24 protein-coding genes are annotated in these 22637 nt (G+C 38.9%); 3 read left to right on the plus strand and 21 right to left on the minus strand.

All coding sequences use genetic code 11. From position 1 onward, the window contains the following. Positions 1 to 433: 433 nt before the first annotated feature. The 3 genes from CDO33_RS12825 to CDO33_RS12835 form a co-directional block, all read right to left on the minus strand. On the minus strand, positions 434 to 1177 hold the full coding sequence (locus tag CDO33_RS12825; protein WP_103082851.1) for an alpha/beta hydrolase-fold protein: 744 nt from the start codon (positions 1175 to 1177) through the stop codon (positions 434 to 436). Between the two features lie 363 nt (positions 1178 to 1540). After that, positions 1541 to 2518 (minus strand): helix-turn-helix domain-containing protein, encoded by a 978-nt coding sequence (locus tag CDO33_RS12830; protein WP_103082852.1) that lies wholly within the window; start codon positions 2516 to 2518, stop codon positions 1541 to 1543. A gap of 184 nt (positions 2519 to 2702) precedes the next feature. Next, complete coding sequence (locus CDO33_RS12835; protein WP_338053223.1) at positions 2703 to 3494, minus strand: MerR family transcriptional regulator; 792 nt, start codon at positions 3492 to 3494, stop codon at positions 2703 to 2705. A gap of 141 nt (positions 3495 to 3635) precedes the next feature. On the opposite strand from CDO33_RS12835, the gene CDO33_RS12840 reads away from it, so the two are divergent. Beyond that, positions 3636 to 5081 carry an MDR family MFS transporter gene (locus tag CDO33_RS12840; protein WP_103082853.1) on the plus strand — a complete coding sequence of 482 codons (1446 nt, stop codon included), beginning with the start codon at positions 3636 to 3638 and terminating at the stop codon, positions 5079 to 5081. Positions 5082 to 5187: 106 nt separating this feature from the next. Here CDO33_RS12840 and CDO33_RS12845 read toward each other — a convergent pair whose 3' ends face one another. The 17 genes from CDO33_RS12845 to tnpA (CDO33_RS12930) form a co-directional block, all read right to left on the minus strand. Next, positions 5188 to 5526 (minus strand): hypothetical protein, encoded by a 339-nt coding sequence (locus tag CDO33_RS12845; protein ID WP_103082854.1) that lies wholly within the window; start codon positions 5524 to 5526, stop codon positions 5188 to 5190. A gap of 80 nt (positions 5527 to 5606) precedes the next feature. Next, positions 5607 to 7190 carry an IS66 family transposase gene (tnpC, locus tag CDO33_RS12850; protein WP_103083333.1) on the minus strand — a complete coding sequence of 528 codons (1584 nt, stop codon included), beginning with the start codon at positions 7188 to 7190 and terminating at the stop codon, positions 5607 to 5609. A gap of 76 nt (positions 7191 to 7266) precedes the next feature. Then, the gene (gene tnpB, locus CDO33_RS12855) at positions 7267 to 7623 is read right to left on the minus strand and encodes an IS66 family insertion sequence element accessory protein TnpB (protein ID WP_103083353.1); all 357 of its coding nucleotides are present in this window, start codon (positions 7621 to 7623) and stop codon (positions 7267 to 7269) included. Then, the gene (gene tnpA, locus CDO33_RS12860) at positions 7617 to 7964 is read right to left on the minus strand and encodes an IS66 family insertion sequence element accessory protein TnpA (protein ID WP_103083352.1); all 348 of its coding nucleotides are present in this window, start codon (positions 7962 to 7964) and stop codon (positions 7617 to 7619) included. Before tnpA (CDO33_RS12860) ends, tnpB (CDO33_RS12855) begins: the two co-directional genes overlap by 7 nt. A gap of 273 nt (positions 7965 to 8237) precedes the next feature. Then, the gene (locus CDO33_RS12865; protein ID WP_103083134.1) at positions 8238 to 8912 is read right to left on the minus strand and encodes an NAD(P)H-dependent oxidoreductase; all 675 of its coding nucleotides are present in this window, start codon (positions 8910 to 8912) and stop codon (positions 8238 to 8240) included. Further along, positions 8905 to 9480, minus strand: coding sequence for an NAD(P)H-dependent oxidoreductase (locus tag CDO33_RS12870; RefSeq protein WP_103083135.1), 576 nt, complete (start codon positions 9478 to 9480; stop codon positions 8905 to 8907). The genes CDO33_RS12865 and CDO33_RS12870 overlap by 8 nt, the downstream gene beginning before the upstream one ends. 26 nt (positions 9481 to 9506) lie before the next feature. Next, entirely contained in the window at positions 9507 to 9815 is a 309-nt protein-coding gene (locus CDO33_RS12875) for a hypothetical protein (RefSeq protein WP_103083136.1), read from the minus strand. A gap of 222 nt (positions 9816 to 10037) precedes the next feature. Continuing rightward, complete coding sequence (locus CDO33_RS12880; RefSeq protein ID WP_242973431.1) at positions 10038 to 10556, minus strand: AAA family ATPase; 519 nt, start codon at positions 10554 to 10556, stop codon at positions 10038 to 10040. A 128-nt stretch (positions 10557 to 10684) separates the two neighbouring features. Continuing rightward, positions 10685 to 12424, minus strand: coding sequence for an RCC1 domain-containing protein (locus CDO33_RS12885; protein WP_161496609.1), 1740 nt, complete (start codon positions 12422 to 12424; stop codon positions 10685 to 10687). Positions 12425 to 12705: 281 nt separating this feature from the next. Further along, the gene (locus CDO33_RS12890) at positions 12706 to 13095 is read right to left on the minus strand and encodes an AAA family ATPase (RefSeq protein WP_103083139.1); all 390 of its coding nucleotides are present in this window, start codon (positions 13093 to 13095) and stop codon (positions 12706 to 12708) included. A gap of 146 nt (positions 13096 to 13241) precedes the next feature. Then, positions 13242 to 14603, minus strand: a complete 1362-nt coding sequence (brnQ, locus tag CDO33_RS12895; protein ID WP_103083140.1) for a branched-chain amino acid transport system II carrier protein — start codon at positions 14601 to 14603, stop codon at positions 13242 to 13244. 336 nt (positions 14604 to 14939) lie between these two features. Then, positions 14940 to 15593, minus strand: coding sequence for a phage head-tail adapter protein (locus CDO33_RS12905; RefSeq protein ID WP_103083141.1), 654 nt, complete (start codon positions 15591 to 15593; stop codon positions 14940 to 14942). A 165-nt stretch (positions 15594 to 15758) separates the two neighbouring features. After that, entirely contained in the window at positions 15759 to 16505 is a 747-nt protein-coding gene (locus tag CDO33_RS12910; RefSeq protein ID WP_103083142.1) for a polysaccharide deacetylase family protein, read from the minus strand. A gap of 470 nt (positions 16506 to 16975) precedes the next feature. Further along, positions 16976 to 18022, minus strand: a complete 1047-nt coding sequence (locus CDO33_RS12915; protein WP_103083143.1) for an alpha/beta fold hydrolase — start codon at positions 18020 to 18022, stop codon at positions 16976 to 16978. 213 nt (positions 18023 to 18235) lie between these two features. Then, the gene (gene tnpC, locus CDO33_RS12920; RefSeq protein ID WP_103089411.1) at positions 18236 to 19807 is read right to left on the minus strand and encodes an IS66 family transposase; all 1572 of its coding nucleotides are present in this window, start codon (positions 19805 to 19807) and stop codon (positions 18236 to 18238) included. Positions 19808 to 19884: 77 nt separating this feature from the next. Further along, complete coding sequence (gene tnpB, locus CDO33_RS12925) at positions 19885 to 20241, minus strand: IS66 family insertion sequence element accessory protein TnpB (protein WP_028992631.1); 357 nt, start codon at positions 20239 to 20241, stop codon at positions 19885 to 19887. Further along, positions 20235 to 20555, minus strand: coding sequence for an IS66 family insertion sequence element accessory protein TnpA (gene tnpA / locus CDO33_RS12930; RefSeq protein WP_028992632.1), 321 nt, complete (start codon positions 20553 to 20555; stop codon positions 20235 to 20237). Before tnpA (CDO33_RS12930) ends, tnpB (CDO33_RS12925) begins: the two co-directional genes overlap by 7 nt. Positions 20556 to 20617: 62 nt before the next feature. On the opposite strand from tnpA (CDO33_RS12930), the gene CDO33_RS12935 reads away from it, so the two are divergent. Further along, positions 20618 to 20770 (plus strand): ATP-binding protein, encoded by a 153-nt coding sequence (locus tag CDO33_RS12935; RefSeq protein WP_274540115.1) that lies wholly within the window; start codon positions 20618 to 20620, stop codon positions 20768 to 20770. A 286-nt stretch (positions 20771 to 21056) separates the two neighbouring features. Continuing rightward, complete coding sequence (locus CDO33_RS12940) at positions 21057 to 21806, plus strand: tRNA 2-thiocytidine biosynthesis TtcA family protein (protein ID WP_103083306.1); 750 nt, start codon at positions 21057 to 21059, stop codon at positions 21804 to 21806. A gap of 282 nt (positions 21807 to 22088) precedes the next feature. Here CDO33_RS12940 and CDO33_RS12945 read toward each other — a convergent pair whose 3' ends face one another. Beyond that, entirely contained in the window at positions 22089 to 22625 is a 537-nt protein-coding gene (locus CDO33_RS12945; protein ID WP_103083305.1) for a DinB family protein, read from the minus strand. Between the last annotated feature and the right edge of the window lie 12 nt (positions 22626 to 22637).

A 22637-nucleotide genomic window follows, 5' to 3' on the forward strand; every position in this document is an offset into this window, starting at 1 on the left:
TATCTTTTATCACACTTTTATAATAATGCTTTCCGGTGCTAGTGAAAAAGGCCTCTGTTTAGAATCCGCAATATCCACTTTTTGTAACTTATGGCTTTTATTTAATTATATAGCTTACATACTCCACCAACTCATTCCTGCCTCCTGAAAGCAAGTCTGCGACTTTAACCAAATTTAGAGGTTTTAATATTACACTTGCCATTTTTGTATTTGAAACAGGGTCATTAATATCAATTTTTTGGACAGATGGCACATCTCGGAAATATGCAGCTTTATCGGCGGAGATTTAACAGGTTTGTTTTCACTGTTACTAGGCGTTCATCAGCCTGTAAATAGAGATAGGATTTCCTTCGCAAACGCAATAATTACGCTGCCTGCAAGGGCAAGAAATCCGTCAGCTCTCAATATAATAACCAATCCTCTTGTTAATTTTCTATATCATTTGCCTTTCACAGACTTTTTTCATCCAAACTTGTGCCGCAGCCAATCGTTCTCCAACTGTTCCCCAATGTCCACCAGGATGCCAAACTAACTTTACTTCTTTACACATAGGTGAAGTTTTTAATAAACTTGCTATCTTTCTTGTTGCACTTCCTACTTTAGAAAACCATGGATTTCTTGAAAATTCTTCTCTTTCACCGAGACTGATATATACTGAACAAACAGATAACGGAGTGTTTTTTTCTATGTAGTCGCAAAAACCTTCATACCACAAAGATCCGGAGCAGCTTGCAAACACTGTAAATATGTTTGTTTGGCACATTGCCCAAAGAGCAAACATTCCAGCCATCGAATACCCTATTAATCCTTTTTGACCATTTTGCACATTTGGAACACGTGCAGTTACTTCAGGAATGAGTACATCTTGAATCCAATGCAGTGTCTTAGCTGAATAGCCGCCAAACTTTTTCTGCTTACGTCCAAGGGCCGGAGCAGGCCATGGTGATAAATCATCATTCCAATCTTTTGTTTCAAAAGTAACTAATACATGTGATGATAATTCACCGGATTCAATTATAGGGTCAAGACGCATATGCTGTCCTTCTATAAGGTCGGATACTTCACCAGCTACCGGCATTATAAAAAGTGGCACACCGCTTTCGGAAGTTAATGCGCCAAAAAAATGAATATTGCAACGAATATTGTTTAAGTCCATTGGTATTGCGATATTCTCCATTTTTACCCCCAGGGAAAGAACAATATAATTAACATTGTAATTATTGTATATCTTTAGGAGGTTAATTTCAACAAAACTAGTTGATTCTTTTGGTTATCACTCATGTTGAAAAACTTTGCTTCAAACACATCAATTTCTCATGGTGTGATACACTATGAATGATATTCAAAGTAGAACTGCTTATGAAAACTCTGAAGCCGAAAGCAAGCAGCGAATCAGCTTTAGCGACTGGGCAATAGTTTGATATCCATCTGATGTATGAGAAAACATTTCAACCCTTTTCAAGCTACACACTGTTCGTGGTTCATCAACAACGAGCAAGGCAGTCTGCGAAATAAAACGAAGGTGCGCCCTGCATTGCTCTTATTTTTCACAATATCGGATATAACTTGTGAATTTTAAATTTATTCCTAATTCTCTTGCCAATTCAGCAATTTCACTTTCATCATCATTTGTATACCAACATCCACTAATTATACTATCAATTTTCTTGAACCCGGCAAGAACCGTCTCCTCATACAAATCTTCAAATATGTCAGGACGCGCTTCTTTCAACTTTTTTTGGGCATACTCCGGCAATTCCGCCAGCGTCTCTTTAGTTACAAAGCCTGTTGATGTTACAAGTAAGCCACCGGGTTTAAGGACCCGATACACCTCTTTTAGCGCTTTCCCTCTATCCCCTTCTGTGTTCCCGATTCCTCCACCATCTGAAATTATGTCAATACTTTCATCAAAAAACGGAATATCACAGAAGTCAAAAACTGCATAATGAATATTCGGTGAATCAAGCTCCTTATCTAAAAAACGCTTCCACTCGCATACAACAGTCGGTGAAAGGTCGTTGATGATTATTGTCACATCAGGATTGCTTTTTAAAATATACGGCATATAGCCACCGCCCGGACCTGCTCCGATTTCAAGGATCAGACCACCATTATCCGAAATGCGCTTACCAATATCATTACTCATTTTGCTATCATTGGCCTTGCAAGTATTCCAGTTACGGGATATCCATTCACCAGAAACGATCTCATTTGCCCATGCAGCATTATAGTCGCGTTCAGCTTTTGGTAGGAAATATGCTATATCATCATCCATTTCAAAAGGACGATTTGCCAATTTAGCGATAACATTTCTACCCTCAAGTAATTCATTGATAGACACATTGTATAATTTAGATAGTTCAAGCAACAACTCTATATCAGGAAGTGTCGCACCACACTCCCACTTTGACACTGCCTGCGAGGTTACACCAAGTTTTTCAGCCAACTCAACCTGAGATAGGTTTATTCTTTTACGATGTGAAGCAATTCTCTTCCCAAACTGCGCTTTATTTATCACCAGTTAATCCCCCGTGTTTCGTTTTATCTAAATAATATAACAGAGGTGAATAAAAAAGAAGCGACATTTATTTTAATATTAAATTTAAGATACAACTGCAAGTTGTAACATCAGAATATTACGGCAAAGTTAAGGCTGAGTTTCTTTTCATATTCCTCAATCTTACAATCGGCTAATAATCTGATTATGGATAGGCATTTCTGATAGCTGCACTAACAAATTCAGCGAGTCCTGGCATTTTTTCGTCCAGCTCATTTTTATGTTCTAAATATGCCTGCCCAATGCTGCGAAATGTTTTATCATCACATGGGAAAATTAACTGTATAAACTCCTTATATGCTGCAACCGCCTCTTTTGCCGCTAAACTGTCAGGACCATCCTTCATGGCCTTGCGGAACCTTTGGATGACATCTTCAGCAAGGGTAATAAGTTTACCAAAATCCATGTTTATTATTTTTGATGCACTTTTTACAACAGAGGATTTGCTAAGCTTGTTGAATACTTTTAAGCTTTTCACTATTGGAAGAAAAAAACTGTTTTCCATCAACACCCGTATTTCATTTGCATGCACTCTTTTAACTGCTTCAATTCTCTTTTTATCAAAATCCCTAAGCATTGAAACATCAAATTCATCATTCAAAATACGGTCAACCGAATGAATCATTCTTTTTATTTGTGATAGCTTTTCCAAAAGAACTTGTTTATGTTGCCGCATTAATTCCTTTTCCATTTCCTTTGGACTATCAAGTATCAACCGAATGTCTTCAAGGGAAAGGCCAAGCTCCTTATAAAACAATATGCTCCACAGGCGGCGCAAGCTCTCGTCGTCATACTGGCGGTAGCCAGATTCTTTTACAGCACTGGGCGGCAATAATCCAATTTCATCATAATATTGTAAGGTGCGGCGGCTTACACCTGACAGCTTACATACCTCATTTACACTTTTCAATTTCATCCTTCTTTCTATCTGCTCCATGGACTGATAATGTTTTCTCCATTAAAAAGTTCTTGACTCGAACGTTACGTTACAGTTTATACTCTCATGGTAAACATCAGGCATTGCTTTGTCAAGTGAAAAATCAATGCAAAAGCACACTTACTTTAAAGGAGGATTTTTATGACAGATAATAATGAAAGAACCCTAGAACTTGAGCCAATTCCAAAGAGTATCATGAACATTTCCTGGATTTTAGTGCTTGGGGCAATTATGCCCCTGCTTGATTCAACAATGGTAAATATTGCAATCAAGCACTTAAGTAATAATTTCAGTACCGGACTTGACTCAATTCAATGGGTAATTACAGGTTATGTGTTGGCTATGGCAATTTCAGTACCACTTGCAGGTTGGATGGTTCAAAGATTTAACGGTAAATGGTTAATGATCAGCACTAATATAGTATTCTTAGCTACCTCGATTGCTTGCGGACTTAGTTGGAATATCTATTTGTTGATTATTTCCCGTATTGTTCAAGGCATAAGCGCCGGTTTTATTATGACATTGGTGACTACTTTGGCTATTGAAGTCGCTGGAAGAGAGCGAATGGGACGAGTGATGTCGACCATTGGTATCCCAATGATTCTGGGACCAATCCTTGGCCCGGTTATCGGGGCTGTGATTGTCCAATTCTTGTCATGGCGTTACATTTTCTTTGTCAACATCCCAATTGGTATTCTTGCCATCACTTTAATGTTTTTGAAGCTACCTGACTTCACACCGGCAAATTCAAAAGCCAAATTCGACTTCATTGGTATCGCTTTATTAGGCATCAGTTCAGCATCTTTGATTTATGGAATTACGCAAGCGTCAAAGAATGCCACTTTTAACAACGTCATGACTATTTCTTGTGTTGTTGCCGGTATCGTAATTTTAGCCATCTACATTGCTTACGCTGCTATCAAAAAGGAACAGGCAATTCTACCATTACACTTGTTTAAATTAAAAAACTTCAGTGCTGTCATAGTTGGCTTGTTCCTTGCAGGGATTGCCACCAATGGTCCAATGTTGCTATTGCCATTGTTTTTCCAGAACATTAAAGGCTTCTCAGTCTTGAGCACCGGATTGATGTTAATTCCGCAAGGTATCGGTATGTTAGTTGCCCGCCCATTGATTGGCAAGCTAACTGATAAGTTAGGCGCACGTAATGTTGTCCTGGTAAGTTTGGCATTAGCCATCATAGGCACCATTCCATTTGTCTTTTTCAATGAGGCATCTTCTCTCATTGTTGTGGGTGTTGTCTTGCTTATACGCGGCATAGGCATCGGAGGTGTCACCATGCCGATGATGACAGACGCGTACACAGGCATGGTCAAACAAGAAATCGCACAAGCCAGTGTCGGAACCCGGCTGGTGCAAAACATTGGTGGCGCGTTTGGTTCAGCAGTGCTTGCAACGGTTGTTAGCCTTGAGCTCCAAGGTAAAACACCAACGATTCCACTCATGACCACCGCTTACCATGACGGTTTTATGTTGGCATTAGTCCTCAGCTTGGTAATGATCATTCCATCTTTATTTTTAACTGATAAGAAATCCAAGAAATTATATTTTAAATATGATATTTTCTAATAATCGAACAGGCTAAATATCATTTTTCACTCAAGTTCAATGATATTTAGCCTATTTTTTTGACAATAATATCTACTCCCATGGTTCGAGTTGATGAAATTGAGTTCTATAAGATGCTCACCATTCCGGCAATCAGCGATCCTATTATGTACAGCACGCAGGCTCCACAAATAAAGACTGGCAAGAAGATTAAAAAGAAATATAGTTTTTTGCGCATACTTCTTTTTATCGCGTTGAATTTATATACCGCCATACTCGCTAATAGCATGGGTATTGCCCCAAAGGTAAGCCATATAAACGCTCGCTCTTTCCATGTAATAGGAAGCATCGCATCAGGGTTTGTGACTTGATTTGAACCAAAAAATGCGATACAGACAAGACTTACAACGGTTGCCACGCCTATACCGTAGACTATATTGCTTATAATTCTTATGCCTTTATTCATAGCTTTTTACCTCTTCTCAATATTCCAAAATATCGCTGGGTTGGCAGAGACATTAACGTTTCCATAGTAAGCGCTTAATTTTAGGGTGCCTTGTATGAATCATTACGGCACCAGGAGGGTAGTTCAGGTGACCACGGTAGATAAGGTGTCAGAGATTCATGCGTCAATTCCTTTAAGCTTGGTAAATTTGTCAGTAGATGCACCAAATACATATATGGATTAAGTTGATTTGCTTTGGCAGTTTCTATCATGCTGTAGACAATAGCACTGGCCTTGGCTCCGCGAGTTGTGTCGGCAAACAGCCAGTTCTTCCTGCCTGTGACATACGGACGAATGGCATTTTCGGCTCGATTGTTGGAAAGCTCGATTCGTCCATCCAACAGGAAACGATTCAATGATTCCTTTTGATTCAATGCATATGTGATCGCTTTCCCCAGATTGGAGTTTGGCAGCGGATTTAGTTGTTGCACCCATTCCCAGAACTCATCAAGAAGGGGTTTCATATTTTTAAGTCGTTCTTCATACCGCCTTTCAGCGGATAGTTCCTCCCATTTCTTGTCCATGGCAAACAGACGGTTACAATAATCATATCCGATAGCCGCCTTGGAAGTCTTAGTGTCAGCCCCCTGGGGAATTGCTTCTTCGAATTTGCGTTGTAAATGAGCCCAACATCCACAATGTATAACATCAGGCACTGCATTGTAGCCACTATAGCCATCTGTCTGAAGGTAACCCGAAAAACCCTCAAGAAATCTTCGGGCATGCTGGCCGGATCGTGTCGGTTGGTATTCAAATAAAACAGCCGGGGTTGGACTTCGCCCGGAAGTGTAGACCCACATCCGCGATTCTGTCGTTGCTTTCCGTCCCGGTTCTTTTAATACCTGCAGTACAGTTTCGTCTGCATGAATCAGGGGTTCGGAAATCAAGTGCTTATGAATGGCATTGTACATTGGTTCAAGCCATTCATGGCTTGGACGTATGATCCAGTTTGCCAGGGTGGCTCTGGAAAGTGTCACCCCCTGATTTGCCCAGTCTTTCTCCTGCCGGTATAAAGGCATTCCGTTGGCATATTTCTGATACATAACATAAGCAACTGTTGAGGCAGAAGCAAGGCTGCGTTTCATGACCGGGGCTGGAACCGGCGCTTTGACAATGTTGGCATCTCCGGTTTCCTTCTCGCAGACGGTACACACATAATTAAAACGAATGTATCTCAATACTCTTACTTGGGCAGGGATAATCTCAAGTTCATCCCTGACATGCTCCTTGCCCAGATATCTAAGGTCAGCCTGGCAAATACCGCAAGAGCGCTTGTCCTCGTCAAGGTCACAAACAACCTCCACTACAGGAACTGTCTGTGCCAGTTCTTCCTTTGTTCTTTTAGGTTTTCTGGTATGGGCAGCCACAATTGTCTGTACGGTAGGTTCTTCTGCTTTGTTGTTCGCTTCGACCTCTGCTTCGTTGAAAAGTGAGATTTGATCGTTGTCTTCTCCTAAAACATAACGACGCTTTTCGCTGGATTGGCCGTATAGAGCTTTTTGGGATTTGATAAGAAGCTCTGTAAGCTGGTTGATACGGATTTGCTGGTTTTCCACTATTTTTTCCAGAGTGGAAACATATTCAATTTGTTCTGGCGTAAGCCCTGTAAAATTTATCTTTTGCATAAGATAATTGTACCATATTTCACCTGAAAAATCCAGCTTAAATGCTGTAAAATCAATACTTTTACGCACTTTTTTATCAGTAGATTTCGCCTGTTCTTGCTTTTCGTATTGCTTTGGGTTGATCTATCGTCAGACCCTCCATCAGCCACCGGAATTCCTGCTGGGTAAGCCGTCTTGCTTGCTCCGGTGTACGGGGCCATTTAAAGTTCCCATTCTCAAGACGCTTATATAGCAGTACAAAACCGTCTCCTTCCCAGAAGAGAGCTTTGAGACGATCACGACGTCTCCCACAGAAGAGGAACAGGCTCGGAGAAAAGGGATCCATGCCAAATGTCTCTTTGATAATAGCCGCTAATCCATCAATTGACTTTCTCATGTCTGAGTACCCGCAGACAATGTAGATATCTTCTGCCCTTGTAATATCGCCTAACATATGCTTTTCAATGCCGACAGAACTGCCTCGATGGTTTCTCTGGAAGTTCCGTCATGTATATCAACACAAAAAGAAGGCAAGTGGATTGTGACTGCTGCAGATACCTTTGTCTGGTGAAATGGTACTGGGACAATTTCTTGTTCCGGTTTCTGAGGTACAAGTGATCCGGTCTCACACGCCAAGGTGCGGATTCTTCGCAGCCAGTAGTAGTACGATTTAATTTTTACATTGTTCTGGCTGCACCAACTGACAACTGTCATTCCACTGGTTTGGCAGGCTTGGATAATCTTGCTCCACTGCTTGAGTCGGAATTCAGTTTTGGCATTTGTGATTTTATCCATATTGAGATAGCCTCCTTAGAGATTCTAGACTTTTTAGTCAGAGTCGAAAAACTCGAAAAAGTCTAAAGACTTTTGGATGGATTATCTCATATGGACGGATAAACTTCTATGCGCACTTATATTAAGCGCTTACTTTCCATACAAATAAATACCAAAATACGCCGAATTTGTCAATTACATCGAAGTGGCACATGGGAAAACTTTCCATGTGCCCTCAATTGTATAATATTCAGTTACTTCTTCCCGACTGAAATAAATTAAGCAATGATCATTTTAACTCTCAGTCCATACTTTTTTGCATAAGCTTTTTCTTGAACTTTTAGATTGACCTGTCCAGTAACGGTTAGCTAAAAACATATAGAGAAACTTGGGCATTGAAGGGTTTGTCATAATATTGCTGTGTTGAATGATTTCCTGGCTTTCCAGCTCAGTTGCTAGTTTAACCAAAGCATTGAAGATATTGCGATTTAACCCATTATTCATCGTGATTGCATCCATGTTTTGCTTTATATATTCCCCGGCACCAATGCCTATGCCAAATCTCCACCTATAGCCAATCCGTTTTGCATAGTGAGCCATAATTTGAAGGGCATTAATATTCTGTGTCCCTTCGAGAAAACCGTTGTTTATAATTGAGTATACTCTTGGAGGAAGGCACTCTGTTGTTTGCGGATGGCTGGTGAGATATTCATCAAACGCATACATATACTCCAGCAGGCTTGATGGGATTGCATCAATATAGAGGGGGAATACAAATATGATGGAGTTCATTGTCCTCATTAGTGCAAAATCCTTTTCCGCTGTGTTATGCTTTAAACTCTCCATAACACAAATTTCATGAACTTGAGTTGTTTGCTTGTCGAGCATTTCAACCACTTTATCAATCAGACGTTTAGATGCGCTATTTTTACCTCTAGGGCTTCCATTTACAAAACATACTTTATTCATTGCACCTCACACTCCTTATATACTTGTCAAGAGAGTTCAATCTGCCCTCCAGTTCTGTTTCATTTCTGCAGATATATGTTTGAGCTTTTCTTACCTGAAAGTTCATTGCATTGGCATCGCACAGGGACCTAAAGGTATCTTCCTCATCGCTGGTAATATCTTCTCCGTATCCAAATACGACGAATCTGGGATATTTCTTGTAACGGGGGGCATGATGCATCTCACCATTGACTTTTTTGAAAAAGGGTAGGATATTGGGTAGCATCCGATCCAGAGTTCTTCGAATAGCCGGAGTGTAGCAACCATATTTCACCGGGGATACAAATATGGCTATATTACTTCCGATATATTCTTTGTTTATATCAGTGCTAATATCCTTGTATACACATTCCCCCGGGGTTTTGATCCAGCATCCGAAACAGCCCACACAGTGATGCATATCCTGTGTTTGAATGTCATATACGGAAACCTTATGACCATTCTTTTGAAGAAAATCCTTTAATTCTTGTTTTATCTTCATCCCAAGTTTGCTAGTATCTGAGGCATCACTTATTACCAAAACCTTCATATTACCTACTCCCTCCAATGTTTACACTATTCTGAGCTTTTGGATAGCTTTTCATCTTGCTCCTTAACATACATTCTATATTCGATAGGCGTCGGCTCTTTCTCAACAGCTATCAATTCGCCAATTTTTACAATCTCTTTAAGCTTATCGTTTATAAATGATTGTAAGCAGGCAGGGACATGGTCTTTATGATATCTATGCAATGCGACGCATTCACGGCAGCGTCCATGCCATTCGCAAAGTGTCTGTGTACATGTACACCTAAGTACTTCCGGATCTTTGACAAGTTCCCGATTTTTCAAAATCAACTCGTAATATTCCTGTTTGGTTCTCATTTTATAACCCCCCATATGGATAATTTCCAACCAATTTCATTAACCCTGCTTTCACCAGGTTTTAGTGGAAATATCAAAGTACCAGGACACAGGACCGGCCTCTACCTCAAGCCAATTAACGCTGCTTAATCAACATACCAGCAAGTTCTTGAAAGCTAGTAACAATGTTTCCATCATATCGGGCATTCGTACTATTAAAAGGTGTAGAGAGCAAGCTAGATTTTATCGTGATATTTGCCCTATGATATAACTTAAGTTTTCTTCAATAGGTTTGGTTCCGTCAACTCGAATGACAGGGCAATTAATAGTATTTACCCATTCTTCAACCATACTTTCAGTTCTGGACTCAACAAGATCAAAGAATCGTTTTTCTTGCTCATATAAATCCCCGCCTGGCATCATTCGGCTGCCGAATTTCTGAAAAGAACGATTTTTAACACGCTGCATGCGTATGTCTTTTGGAACATCAATCAATACAATATACTGTAAGAACGGATAAATAGCTTCTCCATAATCACCTTTTACAGACGCAAGAACGAAATTTTCATTTGCTTTAATTTCACATAGAAGGAGCTTTTCAACCTCTTCTCGCGTACGTGGAGAGGCGTAGATATAATTTTGATCTGTCTTGCTGAAATATAGGTCTTCTATATCAATAAAATTGTAGTTTAACTTCTCTGCAAGGGCTTTTCCCAATGTACTTTTTCCGGAGCCATTTAAGCCACATATTATAATTCCCATTCCCACAGACCTTCTCCTTAAATCAATATTTCTTATTCGTTGTCACATTTATATAGTTCAGGAATGAATTCAGCTAATGATGGATGTACATCAACCATCCATTTCAATTAGCTGAATCCAGACCGATTTTAGTCCACATAATTTTCCGATGTGTCAAGTACGATTGTATTGGTTTTTCCATCCCACTCAACACTAAAGTTAAATACCTTCGCAACATCACGCAGCTTGAAGTAGTTATTGCCGTTGATGGTATAGGCCCGAAGTGCAACCGGCACCCCATCCGTATATATCTTCGATTTACTGCGCGCAACAATTTTAGATTTACCATCGCCGGCAGTCAACTCTCCGCCTACCGTAGTGTATGGCTTTCCTGATATGAGGTTGATTGCTTTGTTTGCATTATCCCAAGTCACGTCAAACTGTTTCTCCGATCCACTCAAAACGGCTGCAAGGTCACGCAGTTTAAAATAGTTGCTACCGTTTATAGTATACGCGTCAAAGGATATTTTTCTTCCATCAACAAGGACAGCTGAGGTTGAGGGTTTGGCAATGGCTCTGTCGGCATCGACACCGCTCATAACCTTTTTGGGAACTGTCTGATAGTAATCACCCCATTTTGATATATCAGTAACACCGTTATATCCAAGCTGTCCACTATCATTTAAACCCCATGACCTAAGCGTGCCATCCATCGTCACTGCCAAAACATGATGTTGACTTGCGCTTACCGAAGCCACATTATCCATTATTTTCACCGGCTTGGTCTGCACAACAGTATTATCATTTTTAATGTCTCCTTTACCACCATTGCCAAGCTGGCCGCGATCATTAAGTCCCCACGCCCAAAGCGTTCCATCGGTCTTTATGGCCATGGTAAAGCCATAGCCTGCACTTACCGCAGCAACATTGTCCATGATTTTTACAGGCTTTCTTTCATAAATAGGCTCTTGCACATAAATATCTTCGTAGTATTCATGCTTTTTAGATATAGTTCCACCTTTTCCATTGCCCAGTTCATGATATTCATTTTTACCCCATGCCCAAAGTGAACCGTCGTTTTTTATCGCCATGGTATGGTACCCGCTTGTGCTTACCGAAACCACATTATCCATTATTTTTACCGGAGTTGTCTGTATACCGCTTCCACCATTGCCAATCTGGCCGTATTGATTATTGCCGCAAGCCCATAATGTACCGTCGGTTTTGATGATCATGGTAACCCGGTAAGCTGTGCTGACTGAAGCAACATCATCCATTATTTTTACAGGAGTGGTTTGTATTCTATGTCCTTCATCGCTAAAATTACCGATTTCATTATTGCCAAACTGACCGTAATCGTTGTGACCCCACGCCCATAGTGTGCCGTCGGTTTTTATCGCCATGGTATGGTTATAACCAGCGCTCACTGCCTCCACATCATCCATAATCTTTATTGGTATGGTCTGGTAACTATACTCACGGCCATATTTGTCCATATTATTTACATTGCTCTCACCGTCGTTGCCTAGATCATATAAAGTATTACTTCCCCACGCCCAAAGTGTATGATCATTCTTTATCGCCATGGTAAAACCATCGCCCGCGCTTACCGAAATTACATCATCCATTACCTTATCCGGAACTATCTGCCATGCAAAGCCCATAAAGGGTCTATAATCGAATCTCATATCGGTGCCAAGCTGGCCATATCCAACGCTCCCCCATGCCCATAGCGTGCCGTCGGTTTTTATCACCATTGAATGGTCTCCACCTGCACTAATGGTATTGTATTGTCCAACCGTTCCAGTCACATAAGCCGAAACATGAGAAACAGGAAGAACAGAAACCATAATAACAGCCACAATAATAACACTTAAAAACCTTTTCATACTTAGCTCCCCCTTTGTTTGAATCAATATATGCCAAAAATAGTCATGCATCTAATTTTATCATTAGTTTAAAATAAAGAACATACTTTACCACATCCAATAATAAATTATCTGCGGCATTCCAACACAAAGGGTCCTTCCTCTTGAAATGATGCTAATTTCCTGTTTAAACGTAATTATCATCTGATGAAATTCATAAATATGAAGTCTGTCATCGATAAGGTATAATAAATTAAGCAAATTCAATAGAGGGTAAAAACAGGCACGCCCTAAGCTTTGCTTCAATCCATTATTCTTTTAAGGATACTGGGATAATTGTTTACAAATAGCTTCATGAATTGAAATTGTTCTGTATCCTCATATTTTACTATATTTAAGCCGCATTCTCCTATTTCATATATTATCGAATTGGGATAAGATAATATGATCGGGGAATGGGTCGCCATCACAAACTGAGAATTATTTTTAACCAGCTCATGTAAACGGGAAACAAACGTTAATTGCCTTTGCACTGAAAGAGCAGCTTCTGGTTCATCTAAAATGTAAAACCCATTTCCTCTGAACCTGTTTAAGAAAAGCGAAAGGAATGATTCCCCATGGGACTGTTCATGGAGTGATTTCCCGCCATATGATTCGATTATCTTTTTTGCTGTTGATGGCACAACATCCATTTCCTCAATGTTTGTTGCAACATTAAAGAAACTCTCTGCTCTTAAAAATGTTATTATATCACAACAATTACCAATTCTCTAACAGTTCCGGATTTCTTTGTGAGTTTATCAAAAAATATACATACAGAACTGATTGTAGAATTATGCTACATATTCTTGTTGCCAGCTTTGGCGTGAGCTCTACATATAATTGCTCCTATAACAAATCCCCCTAGTGCTGGTATGATCCAACCAAATCCATAGTCAAATCCCGGCAAATACATGTGAGCAAAATCAATTATGGCCTTAATAATTGGGGTTTCTTTCAAACCTGCCGGTAATGCATTACAAAAATCGAAAGATGCTGCAATAACTGTTAATGTAGTTGTCCACCTATATATCTCTCTTTGCTTATTGATAATTGGCGTTAATAATGATAATATGATCAAAACAATTGCCAGTGGATAGAGAAACATAAGTACAGGCAAAGACAGCTGGATGATTTTATTTAATCCAAAATTAGCAATTATAAAAGAAAAAAAGGTAAATATTAAAGCATATTTATTGTATGAGATTGATTTTGGAAACATTTCGTTAAACATCTGAGAGCATGAAGTAATTAAACCTATTGCTGTTTTCAAACAGGCAACCGTTACTATTGCAGCCAGCAATACTTTACCTATGAAACCAAAATAATGCTCACTAACCATGGACATAATTTTCCCTCCGTTGTCAGCACTGCTGACGCTGCCTAAGCTTGTTGCTCCCATATAAGCTAATGATGCATAAATGGCGCTCATCCCAACAAGACACACTAAACCAGACTTACAGGTTTCAATTGCTTTCCGTTTTGGATTTTTTACTCCTAATCTCTCAATATTTGAAATAATAACAATTGCAAAAGCCAGGGAAGCTAAAGCATCCATGGTGTTATACCCATTTAATAACCCTGTGAAAAATGGTTTAGCAATGTAATCCCTCTGTGGTGCATATTGACTTGCTTGTCCCATGGGACTTACATACGTCGCAATTAACAATATTGATAAAAGTACCACAAAAATAGGAGTAAGATATTTGCCAACCCAATCCAGAATCCTTCCCGGCTTAAGTGAAAAATAAAGGGTAACAGCAAAGAAGATTAATGAAAATACAAATAATCCAATTTGAAGATGTTTCTCATCAATAAAAGGGTTCAAACCTACCTCAAATGCAACAGTTGCAGTGCGTGGAATAGCAAATAAAGGTCCAATGGTTAAATACAGCATACATGTAAATAAAACTGGATATATCCTGCCAACAGGCTTTGCTAAATCAAATAAATTTACGCTTTGAGCAAGGGTTGCTGCAATAACTCCTAACAATGGAAGCCCTACTCCGGTAATTAAAAATCCAATTGTCGCATGTAATGTGTTTTTACCGGCCAACTGCCCCATTTGAACAGGAAATATCAAATTGCCTGCCCCAAAAAATAGCCCAAATAATAATGACCCTATTAATAAATTCGATTTAAAACCAAGCTTTTCTTTCATAATTAAACTCCCTGTATATTAAAATTAAAGTAAATAATATTGCTTTTAACACTAACAAAACTAAATATATTTTTCCAACGAAATAGCTTTTATAGGTAAAAACATAATTTTGATTGTAGACAAATTCGGCAAAACTTGCAAGAAGCATAAGTAAATTTAGGATATAAGAATGCATTTATTGAATGACTCATACATCCTATCTCTTACCTTTCCCAATTTTTATGCTCATTTTGCCACAAAAATATACCCACGACTTGTTCCTATGAACGCATATCGAGGGTATAAACCAGTGGGCGGAATTACCACAAAACAATGCCATATGTATATCGCTTCCTGTTACCTCTTAATCCTATTCTTAATCCGAAGGCTTGCCTCCACATGCATAATCCAGTGTCTTGATAAAGGCATTTGTATCAGTCCCTTGACATCCTTATTGCACCAGTAATCAACCAGCCATATTGCCCGTTCATCTGAACTTACAACATTCAGGTCCAGGATTCTACGTTTATCCGTTTCACCAAACTTTCTTCTAAGCTCAGCGGAATCAATTGATTTCAGCCATTCATCAGTGGATGCTTTCACTGCTGCGATATATTCATACAAAGCATCCAAATTCAAGCACTTTGAAAATTCGGAAATCTGTTCTTTTACAAGCTCATTTCCTGTTGTAATAATAGGTGAATTCATTCTCTTCTGATAATTCCCCTTAAAGAAAACCTGCCCGTCATTTTTAATCAACGTATTAACGACAATATCCTCAATTCTGAAGATGTGCCACAGGGAATATGCAATAGTCTTGCTATGATAACCTTCGGCATTTATAAATGGAATTGCGTAATAATCTTTTTCTTCCAGCTCATCTCTCCAGGAAACAGCCTCCTGCATCAGTGTTTCCCGAAGCTGCAAAAGCGTATTTATTCCTTCCGGGAACGATGCCTTGCACAGCTGCTTTTGCATTGCCTTGTTCATTTCCGACCATTCTTTGTCCAATATAATTGACCCCCTTTATCTTACCATCCAATCCCCTCACTTCACCCTATTAAATCGGTTAAGTTGCCAGATTAGACACCATCTAATCCCCTCACTCCGTTTGAGTTCGGAACCTGAATGTCCTTCTATTCACTTCCTTCCGGCACCCAATGAAATAAAGGAACTTTATACCTCCAGCATTTTTATAAAATCATCGATACTATATTGAAGCAGGCATGCATTTCTATGAAGCTCCAAGGGATTCGTTTCCTTCGTGTTGAAACCGTCAAAAGAAGTAAAAGCAAGAAGGGTGCCAAATTCCATTAACCAGTCTATGTTCTCCTTTTTATAGAGGCCAAAAGGATATGCAAATACCTTCTTTGTTGTAACAAAGGCTTCGCACCTGTTTAAGTCCTCCAGGATGATATCTTTGTCTTCAGTTTGTAAAGCAGATTCCATTCCTTTTCTAGTATGAAGCAAATTAGTATGATTACAGTATTCAAAGACGTCGTCCATGCTTAAAAGCTCATCCTTGGACATGCAAACGGAGTAATCCTTCGTATACTCTTGTGCTTCATCAAAAAGCCAGCCTAATACTACGAAACTAACCGCATTAAAATTATATTTCTTCAGAATTGGATAAGCATTTAACAGCACCGATTTGTAAGCATCATCAAAAGTCAGAAGAACAGACTTTTCTGGGATTGGTTTGTCATTATAATAAAAATCAATCACTTGCTTTATTGTCAGAGTAGTATATCCATTCTCATATAGATAGGCCATCTGTTTTTCAAATTCATCCTTAAAGCAAAAAAGCTCTTCAGGAAGAACATCGTGATAATCTTGTTTTACTTTGATCCCTTTGTATTGCTGTCTGTCGTATCCTTCTCTATCAATTATTTCATGGTACATTAATGTATGAAATCCATTCATGGTAGTCCTCCTGAGTTTATACTTCCATTGAAACTTATATTGTTCATTATAACAACAATTTATTATGAAATCGACTGTAAATATGTAAGATTTATCCTGTATCCTTGACCCGATCATCTTTAAGGTGTAAATATATTACATCAACCCATTAAAATAATGATGATCAAGCAAATTAATCGGACACAGCATAGAGGTTTTTTATGTCCATAAAATCATGTTAAGGTCAATATCTCATATTCTTATAGTTTTGGTATGCCATAAACTAGTTCCCCCATAATCATCTCCTAGCAGATTATAACACTAAATCTGCAATATTCCATCTAAAAATAACTGAACTCAAATATATCGATTAGCCGTCAAGTTAATCATATCTGAAGTTTCGTACTACATTATGTTCTATCCAACGTCAATACCTTTTCGGCTTTTAGTTTTCTATACATCATTTTACTAGAAAACAGTGGTAATGATTATTATTCATTATTTTCTTTTATCCGTACAGCTAATTGGGCGAATTTTTCAGGTTCCTCAAAATGAGGGAAATGTGCTGATTCTTCAAACCATATGATTTCTTTTTTAGGAGCGGTTATATAATTATAATAATTTTCTACCAAAATAGAAGGAGTATTATAATCATATCTGCCTACACAAAAGTAAATGGGTACTTTCACTTCAGGTAGATCTCTTATGAAATCTACGTCACTATAATGTCCCCACATGGTATCTACGGTAAATTTACTTCCCAAAGCAAATTTTAGTCCATCAATGCCTGTATATTCAGGAGAAAAAATACTTGAGAGAATGATATCTTTTAAGGTATTTATCTTTCTTTCCACACCCCCATATTTCCCAAGCCATTTTCTTTGTGTCATCGTATCTCTAACTATGTTTTTGTATGGTGGCCGTCCGATTTTCTTCAAATCCTCTAATGCTTTTTTATTATTCTCTTTTTGAGCCATCTCAAAAACAAAGTCATAAGAAATCACATCATTATCAATCCCATTTACTACTTGTCCAATACTTATAAATGCAGTGATTTTTTCCGGATACCGATCTACGATATATAAGCCTAATTCACTCCCCCAGGAATGACCGGCTAAATATATTTTTTCTTTGTTAAACTTCTTACATAGATAGTCTATCAGTTCTTTACAGTCTTTAATAAACTGCTCTCTGTTCATCGTTTCTTTAGGGATATTAAAGGAAAATGTCTTTCCAGCTCCTCTTTGATCCCAATTGACAACAATAAAGCTATCCTCCAGTTTCTCCTGATATTTTCTTGCATATGAGATTTGTGCGTATCCTGGTCCTCCATGTAAAAATAGAAGTATTGGATTATTAATATCTCTACCTCTTACCATTATATACTGCTCTATTCCACCTATTTCCACCTTTTGAATTGATGCAACACTGTTATTCCCTTCAATTTGTGGTGTTCTGGATGGTATAAAAAATACAAGTAATAAGAATATTATTAAAATAACTAAAGTTATCTGAAAAAACTTTTTTATTCCTTTCATATAATCTCCTATTTGCTTACTGTTTCCAATTTCTATAATTTATATTTCCATTGAATTCTTACATTCATTCATTATAGCGCCTATAAAATCGGCTATAAAAATGTGAAACTTATCCGACCTCCTTGACCCTATCACCTTCAAAGCGTAAATATATTACCTACTTGTAAGCGTCAAATAGCCCCCACCTTTGATTTAGCAGGGGCATAATATATATTATTTATTGGGCACTTTGCAATGACCCGGAAGATTTGCTGACCATGGCAACAAGGTGTCTAATGCATGTTGATCCTTGATATTTATATTCGGTAGACGTTCAAAGAGATAAGTAAGATATTCAAACGGGTTCAACCCATTCTCTTTTGCCGTCTCCACAATACTGTAAATTGTTGCGCTGGCATTGGCTCCTTTAGGCGTGTTGCTAAACAGCCAATTCTTCCTCCCGATTACAAAAGGCTTTATCGACCGTTCACTTCGGTTGTTATCAATCTCTAGCCTGCCGTCCAGCATAAAGGCCTCCAGCTTGTCCCACTGGTTCCGGCAGTATTGGATTGCTTTTCCTAATGAACTTTTGGGAGTTACTCTTGGACTCCAGTATTTGAGCCATTCCTTGAATTTATCAAGCACTGGTCGGCTGTGTTTCAATCGGCCCTCATATCTTTCTTCCGGTGTAACATCATGAAGCATTTTTTCTATCTCAAACAAGTTATTGCAAAATGCCAAACCTTCTTCTGTTACTGTGGGCTTGTCATCTTTTTTTGGAGGCATGGCTTTTAAGGCGTCGACAAAATAACGCCTTGCATGTGCCCAGCAACCAACCTGGATGATTCCGGGCATGCCACTATAACCATCATACCCATCCGTATGAAGGTAACCTTTGAATCCTTCAAGAAATTTTTTAGGATGTTTGCCAGCCCTGGTAGTTTGGTAGTCATAAAGAATAATCGGAGGCCCTTCCCGGCCGGTCCGGTATAGCCACATGTAGGAGGTTGAATCTGCGGCTCGCCCGGGTTCCTTGAGTACTTGGAGGGTAGTATCATCGGAATGGAGGATGTCCCTTTGCTGCAAGTGTTCCCGCATTCGTTCATATATCGGCCGCAGCCACCTGTCGGAGCTTTGTATCATCCAGTTCGCCATGGTTTGCCTGGATATTTCAATCCCCATCCTCTCCCAGTCCTGCTCTTGACGATAAAGAGGAAGCCCTTTTACAAATTTCTCCGTCATTACATGAGCTATGGCGGATGCCGAAGCCAGGCTTCCAGGAAGTGCCGGCTTTGGCATTGGGGCTGTTACTATCGGTGTAGATATTTCATTCTTCTCGCAATTACGGCAGCCATATACATACTGCACATGTTCCTTTACACGCACCTGAGCCGGAATAATTTCTATTTCCCGCCTTACTTCCTTGCTCATTTCATGCAGTTTGCCGCCACAGCAATCACAAACCTGCTCTTCTTCAGGCAAGCGATACTCTATGGTCTCTACAGGAATGTCTTTAAGCATTTCTTCTCTGTGCCCCTGCTTTTTACGACGTTTATATGTAATTTCCTCTAATGTTGGTTCGGGAACTGCAGGCTTGGCTTCTGATTCCGCCTCGTTGAAAAGATTTAGCTGTTCAGGGACTTCCGTCTTTTCACTTGAACGCCCAAAAAGCTTATGCTGATGCAGCCGGAATTGTTCTTCAAACCATTTGAGTTTTGCTTCAAGCTCGGCTTTTTCCTGCTTCAATATTTCAATTTCTGTTTGGAGTTTTTCTATTGTAACCGTTGATTTCACTGTGTTTTCCATAATTTTATTATATCATTTTTCTACGGTTTTTTCCAGGAAAATGATAAAAAATATAAATATTTTTGTCTTGAAAGTATTCATATTACTGCACTTACTGTCACTTTTTTGTGTGCCTGCTTCTGCTCCAAGGATAGTCCATCCAGCAGCCAACCCAGTTCACGGACACCAACCTTCATTGGAGTGCCGCAACTTTCTTTAGGCCATTGGAATTTGCCTTTTTCAAGCCTCCGGTAATATAGCCAGAAACCATTATGTTCCCATTGGAGGATTTTAAGCTTATCACGTTTTTTATTGCAGAACACAAATAGACAAGACGAGAAGGGGTCTAATGCGAAGCTTTGCTGGACGATGGCAGCCAGGCCATCGATAGACTTACGCATGTCGGTACTTCCACAGGCAAGGTAGACCTTGTCGGTGCCGGCTATGCTCAGCATAATTCCCTCAGCACCATTAGCACATCCAACAGATGCTTCTGGTCAAAGCCTGGTTTGACTTGAACTTCAGCTGGGCCAAATTTGATTTCGATTGATTGGCCTTTGCCTGTATGCTCTTTATGATCTACTTCTACCGGAATCCATTTGGGAGATTCTGATTGTATGATTCCGTTTTGTCTTTCTTTTCTCAACCAGTAGCTTAACTGACGAAGACTTATCCCCGCGGATTTGCAAAATGAAGTTTGCGTCTGTCCGCTGGATTTGTACTCTGCAATTATGGATGCCCATTTTTGATAAAGATCTGCTTTGGTCATAAAGTTATACCTCCAGTATATTTTCTGGAGAGATTATCTCATAAGCCTGTTTGCATTTAAATGTGGGTATTATTTACCGCTTACAATGGAACAGTATTTTCTACGATGAAAAGCTAACAAGCGCAATCATTGATAGAATTATTCATCACAGCCACTTAATTGTATTTGAAGGTTCAAGTAATCGTTTAGAGAACTCCTTGATGAAAGTACGATAAAAATTCATACCTTATATTAACAAAATTGGATTGCTTGGGTGCTGCATTTTTCTTGTCATTTTGATGCATTTCTAGTTGACAAAACACAGTTATATATTCTAAGCTACTTGCATTTTGGGTTGAAACAGGCAATTTTAAACCTACAGCAAACTTACACCCTCAAGGTAAATGTTTTATGTTTTCTTAGCAAAATATATGTGCTATAATTATTCATTGGCTTCAAAAGGAAGTTAATATGAGCAATTTGAGCCTGATTTATGCAAGTTATTAAGAAAGGCATGATTTTATGAAATTGAAAAAGCTGCTTAGTTATACACGTAGAGCACTGGATGATTATAACATGATTGATGATGGGGATAAAATTGCTATTGGAATCTCCGGTGGCAAGGACAGTCTGACACTGTTGTATGCTTTATCTCATTTAAGGCGTTTCTATCCAAAAAAGTTTGATATTGAAGCGATAACGGTCAGCATGGGCTTTAAGAATATGGATTTTTCACCCGTTGAGCAACTTTGCAAAGAGCTTGGTGTTAATTATACAGTAGTAGAAACACAAATAGCTGATATTATTTTTTCGCACCGAAAGGAGACAAACCCCTGCTCCCTCTGCGCCAAGATGCGCAAAGGCGCATTTAACATCAAAGCAAAGGAGCTTGGTTGCAATAAAGAAGCATATGCCCACCATTATGATGATGTAATAGAAACCATGATGATGTCCTTGATTTATGAAGGAAGATTCTACTGCTTTTCTCCTGTTACATATCTTAGCAAATCAGATATAACCTTAATCAGACCGCTAATATATGTACATGAGGCAGACATAAAGGGCTTCCGCAATGCATATAACCTGCCAGTCATTAAAAATCCGTGTCCAGTTGATGGTTATACCAAGCGCCAATATACAAAGGAGTTAATAAAAACCCTGAACTCTGAAAACCATGGACTTAAGGAACGGCTTTTCCATGCTATTCAGACGAGTAATATACCAGGTTGGAATAAGTCGGATTTATTGCTAAATACTAAGCCTACTCGATAGCTACAGTGATATCGCCTGCTATATATTATCAGGCACAAGTTATTAAGCTTAAGCCTACTGTTTTGATAATCTTCAATTAGTTTTTTCTATCTCTTTATGAGGCTTAGTTTTTACATATGTTTTAGAACTCTTATTTTTTAGCTTAGATTTGATAGAAAGACACCAAATGAGAAAGCAATAAAATTAAAACTTTGACCCAATTTCCGTTCCGTAAGGGAAATTGGGCCAATACTCTTTTATGCGTTGTTTTAAAGACAATAACACGTAAAATGCTAAATGCGCCTATTTGAATCCATGTTTTCTATACGCTTCATATAAAAATCGTCCATAACCTATTTCCGCTGCATTTTTCATTAATTCTGCATTCAGCCAAAGTGCAATATTGGCAAAGTTCGTATCTTCTAACGGCCATTTAGCATAATGTTTTAATTGAAAATCTTCGTCGGACAAATCATTTAATCTGGATATCCATTTATTATGTAATGACTCTATGGTTGCTTTTGCCTTTTCAACACTTCCCGGCCAAAGGATATCTTCTTTTTCTAAAGTGCCTTCTCCAAAGTTTTTATCTAATGCAATACTCCACCAATAAATGATATGCCACATTATCCATGCAATACTAGACGGTCCAATCTCATAGCTTTCGGTTTCAGGCCAATCTATACACCATTTACCATCTTTCTTTCTCACCTGTAACCCTTTGGGATTGAATGACCAATGAGCCTCTTCCTCCCCTATGTTGTCCGTATGATAAAGATAAAGCTGCCAGCACATATCTAGCTGAAACAGTATACTTTCTTTTATTCCAAAATCCTTCATTGATTATGACAC

Origin of the sequence: Clostridium thermosuccinogenes, assembly GCF_002896855.1 — a bacterium.
In the GTDB taxonomy this organism is placed as follows: domain Bacteria; phylum Bacillota; class Clostridia; order Acetivibrionales; family DSM-5807; genus Pseudoclostridium; species Pseudoclostridium thermosuccinogenes.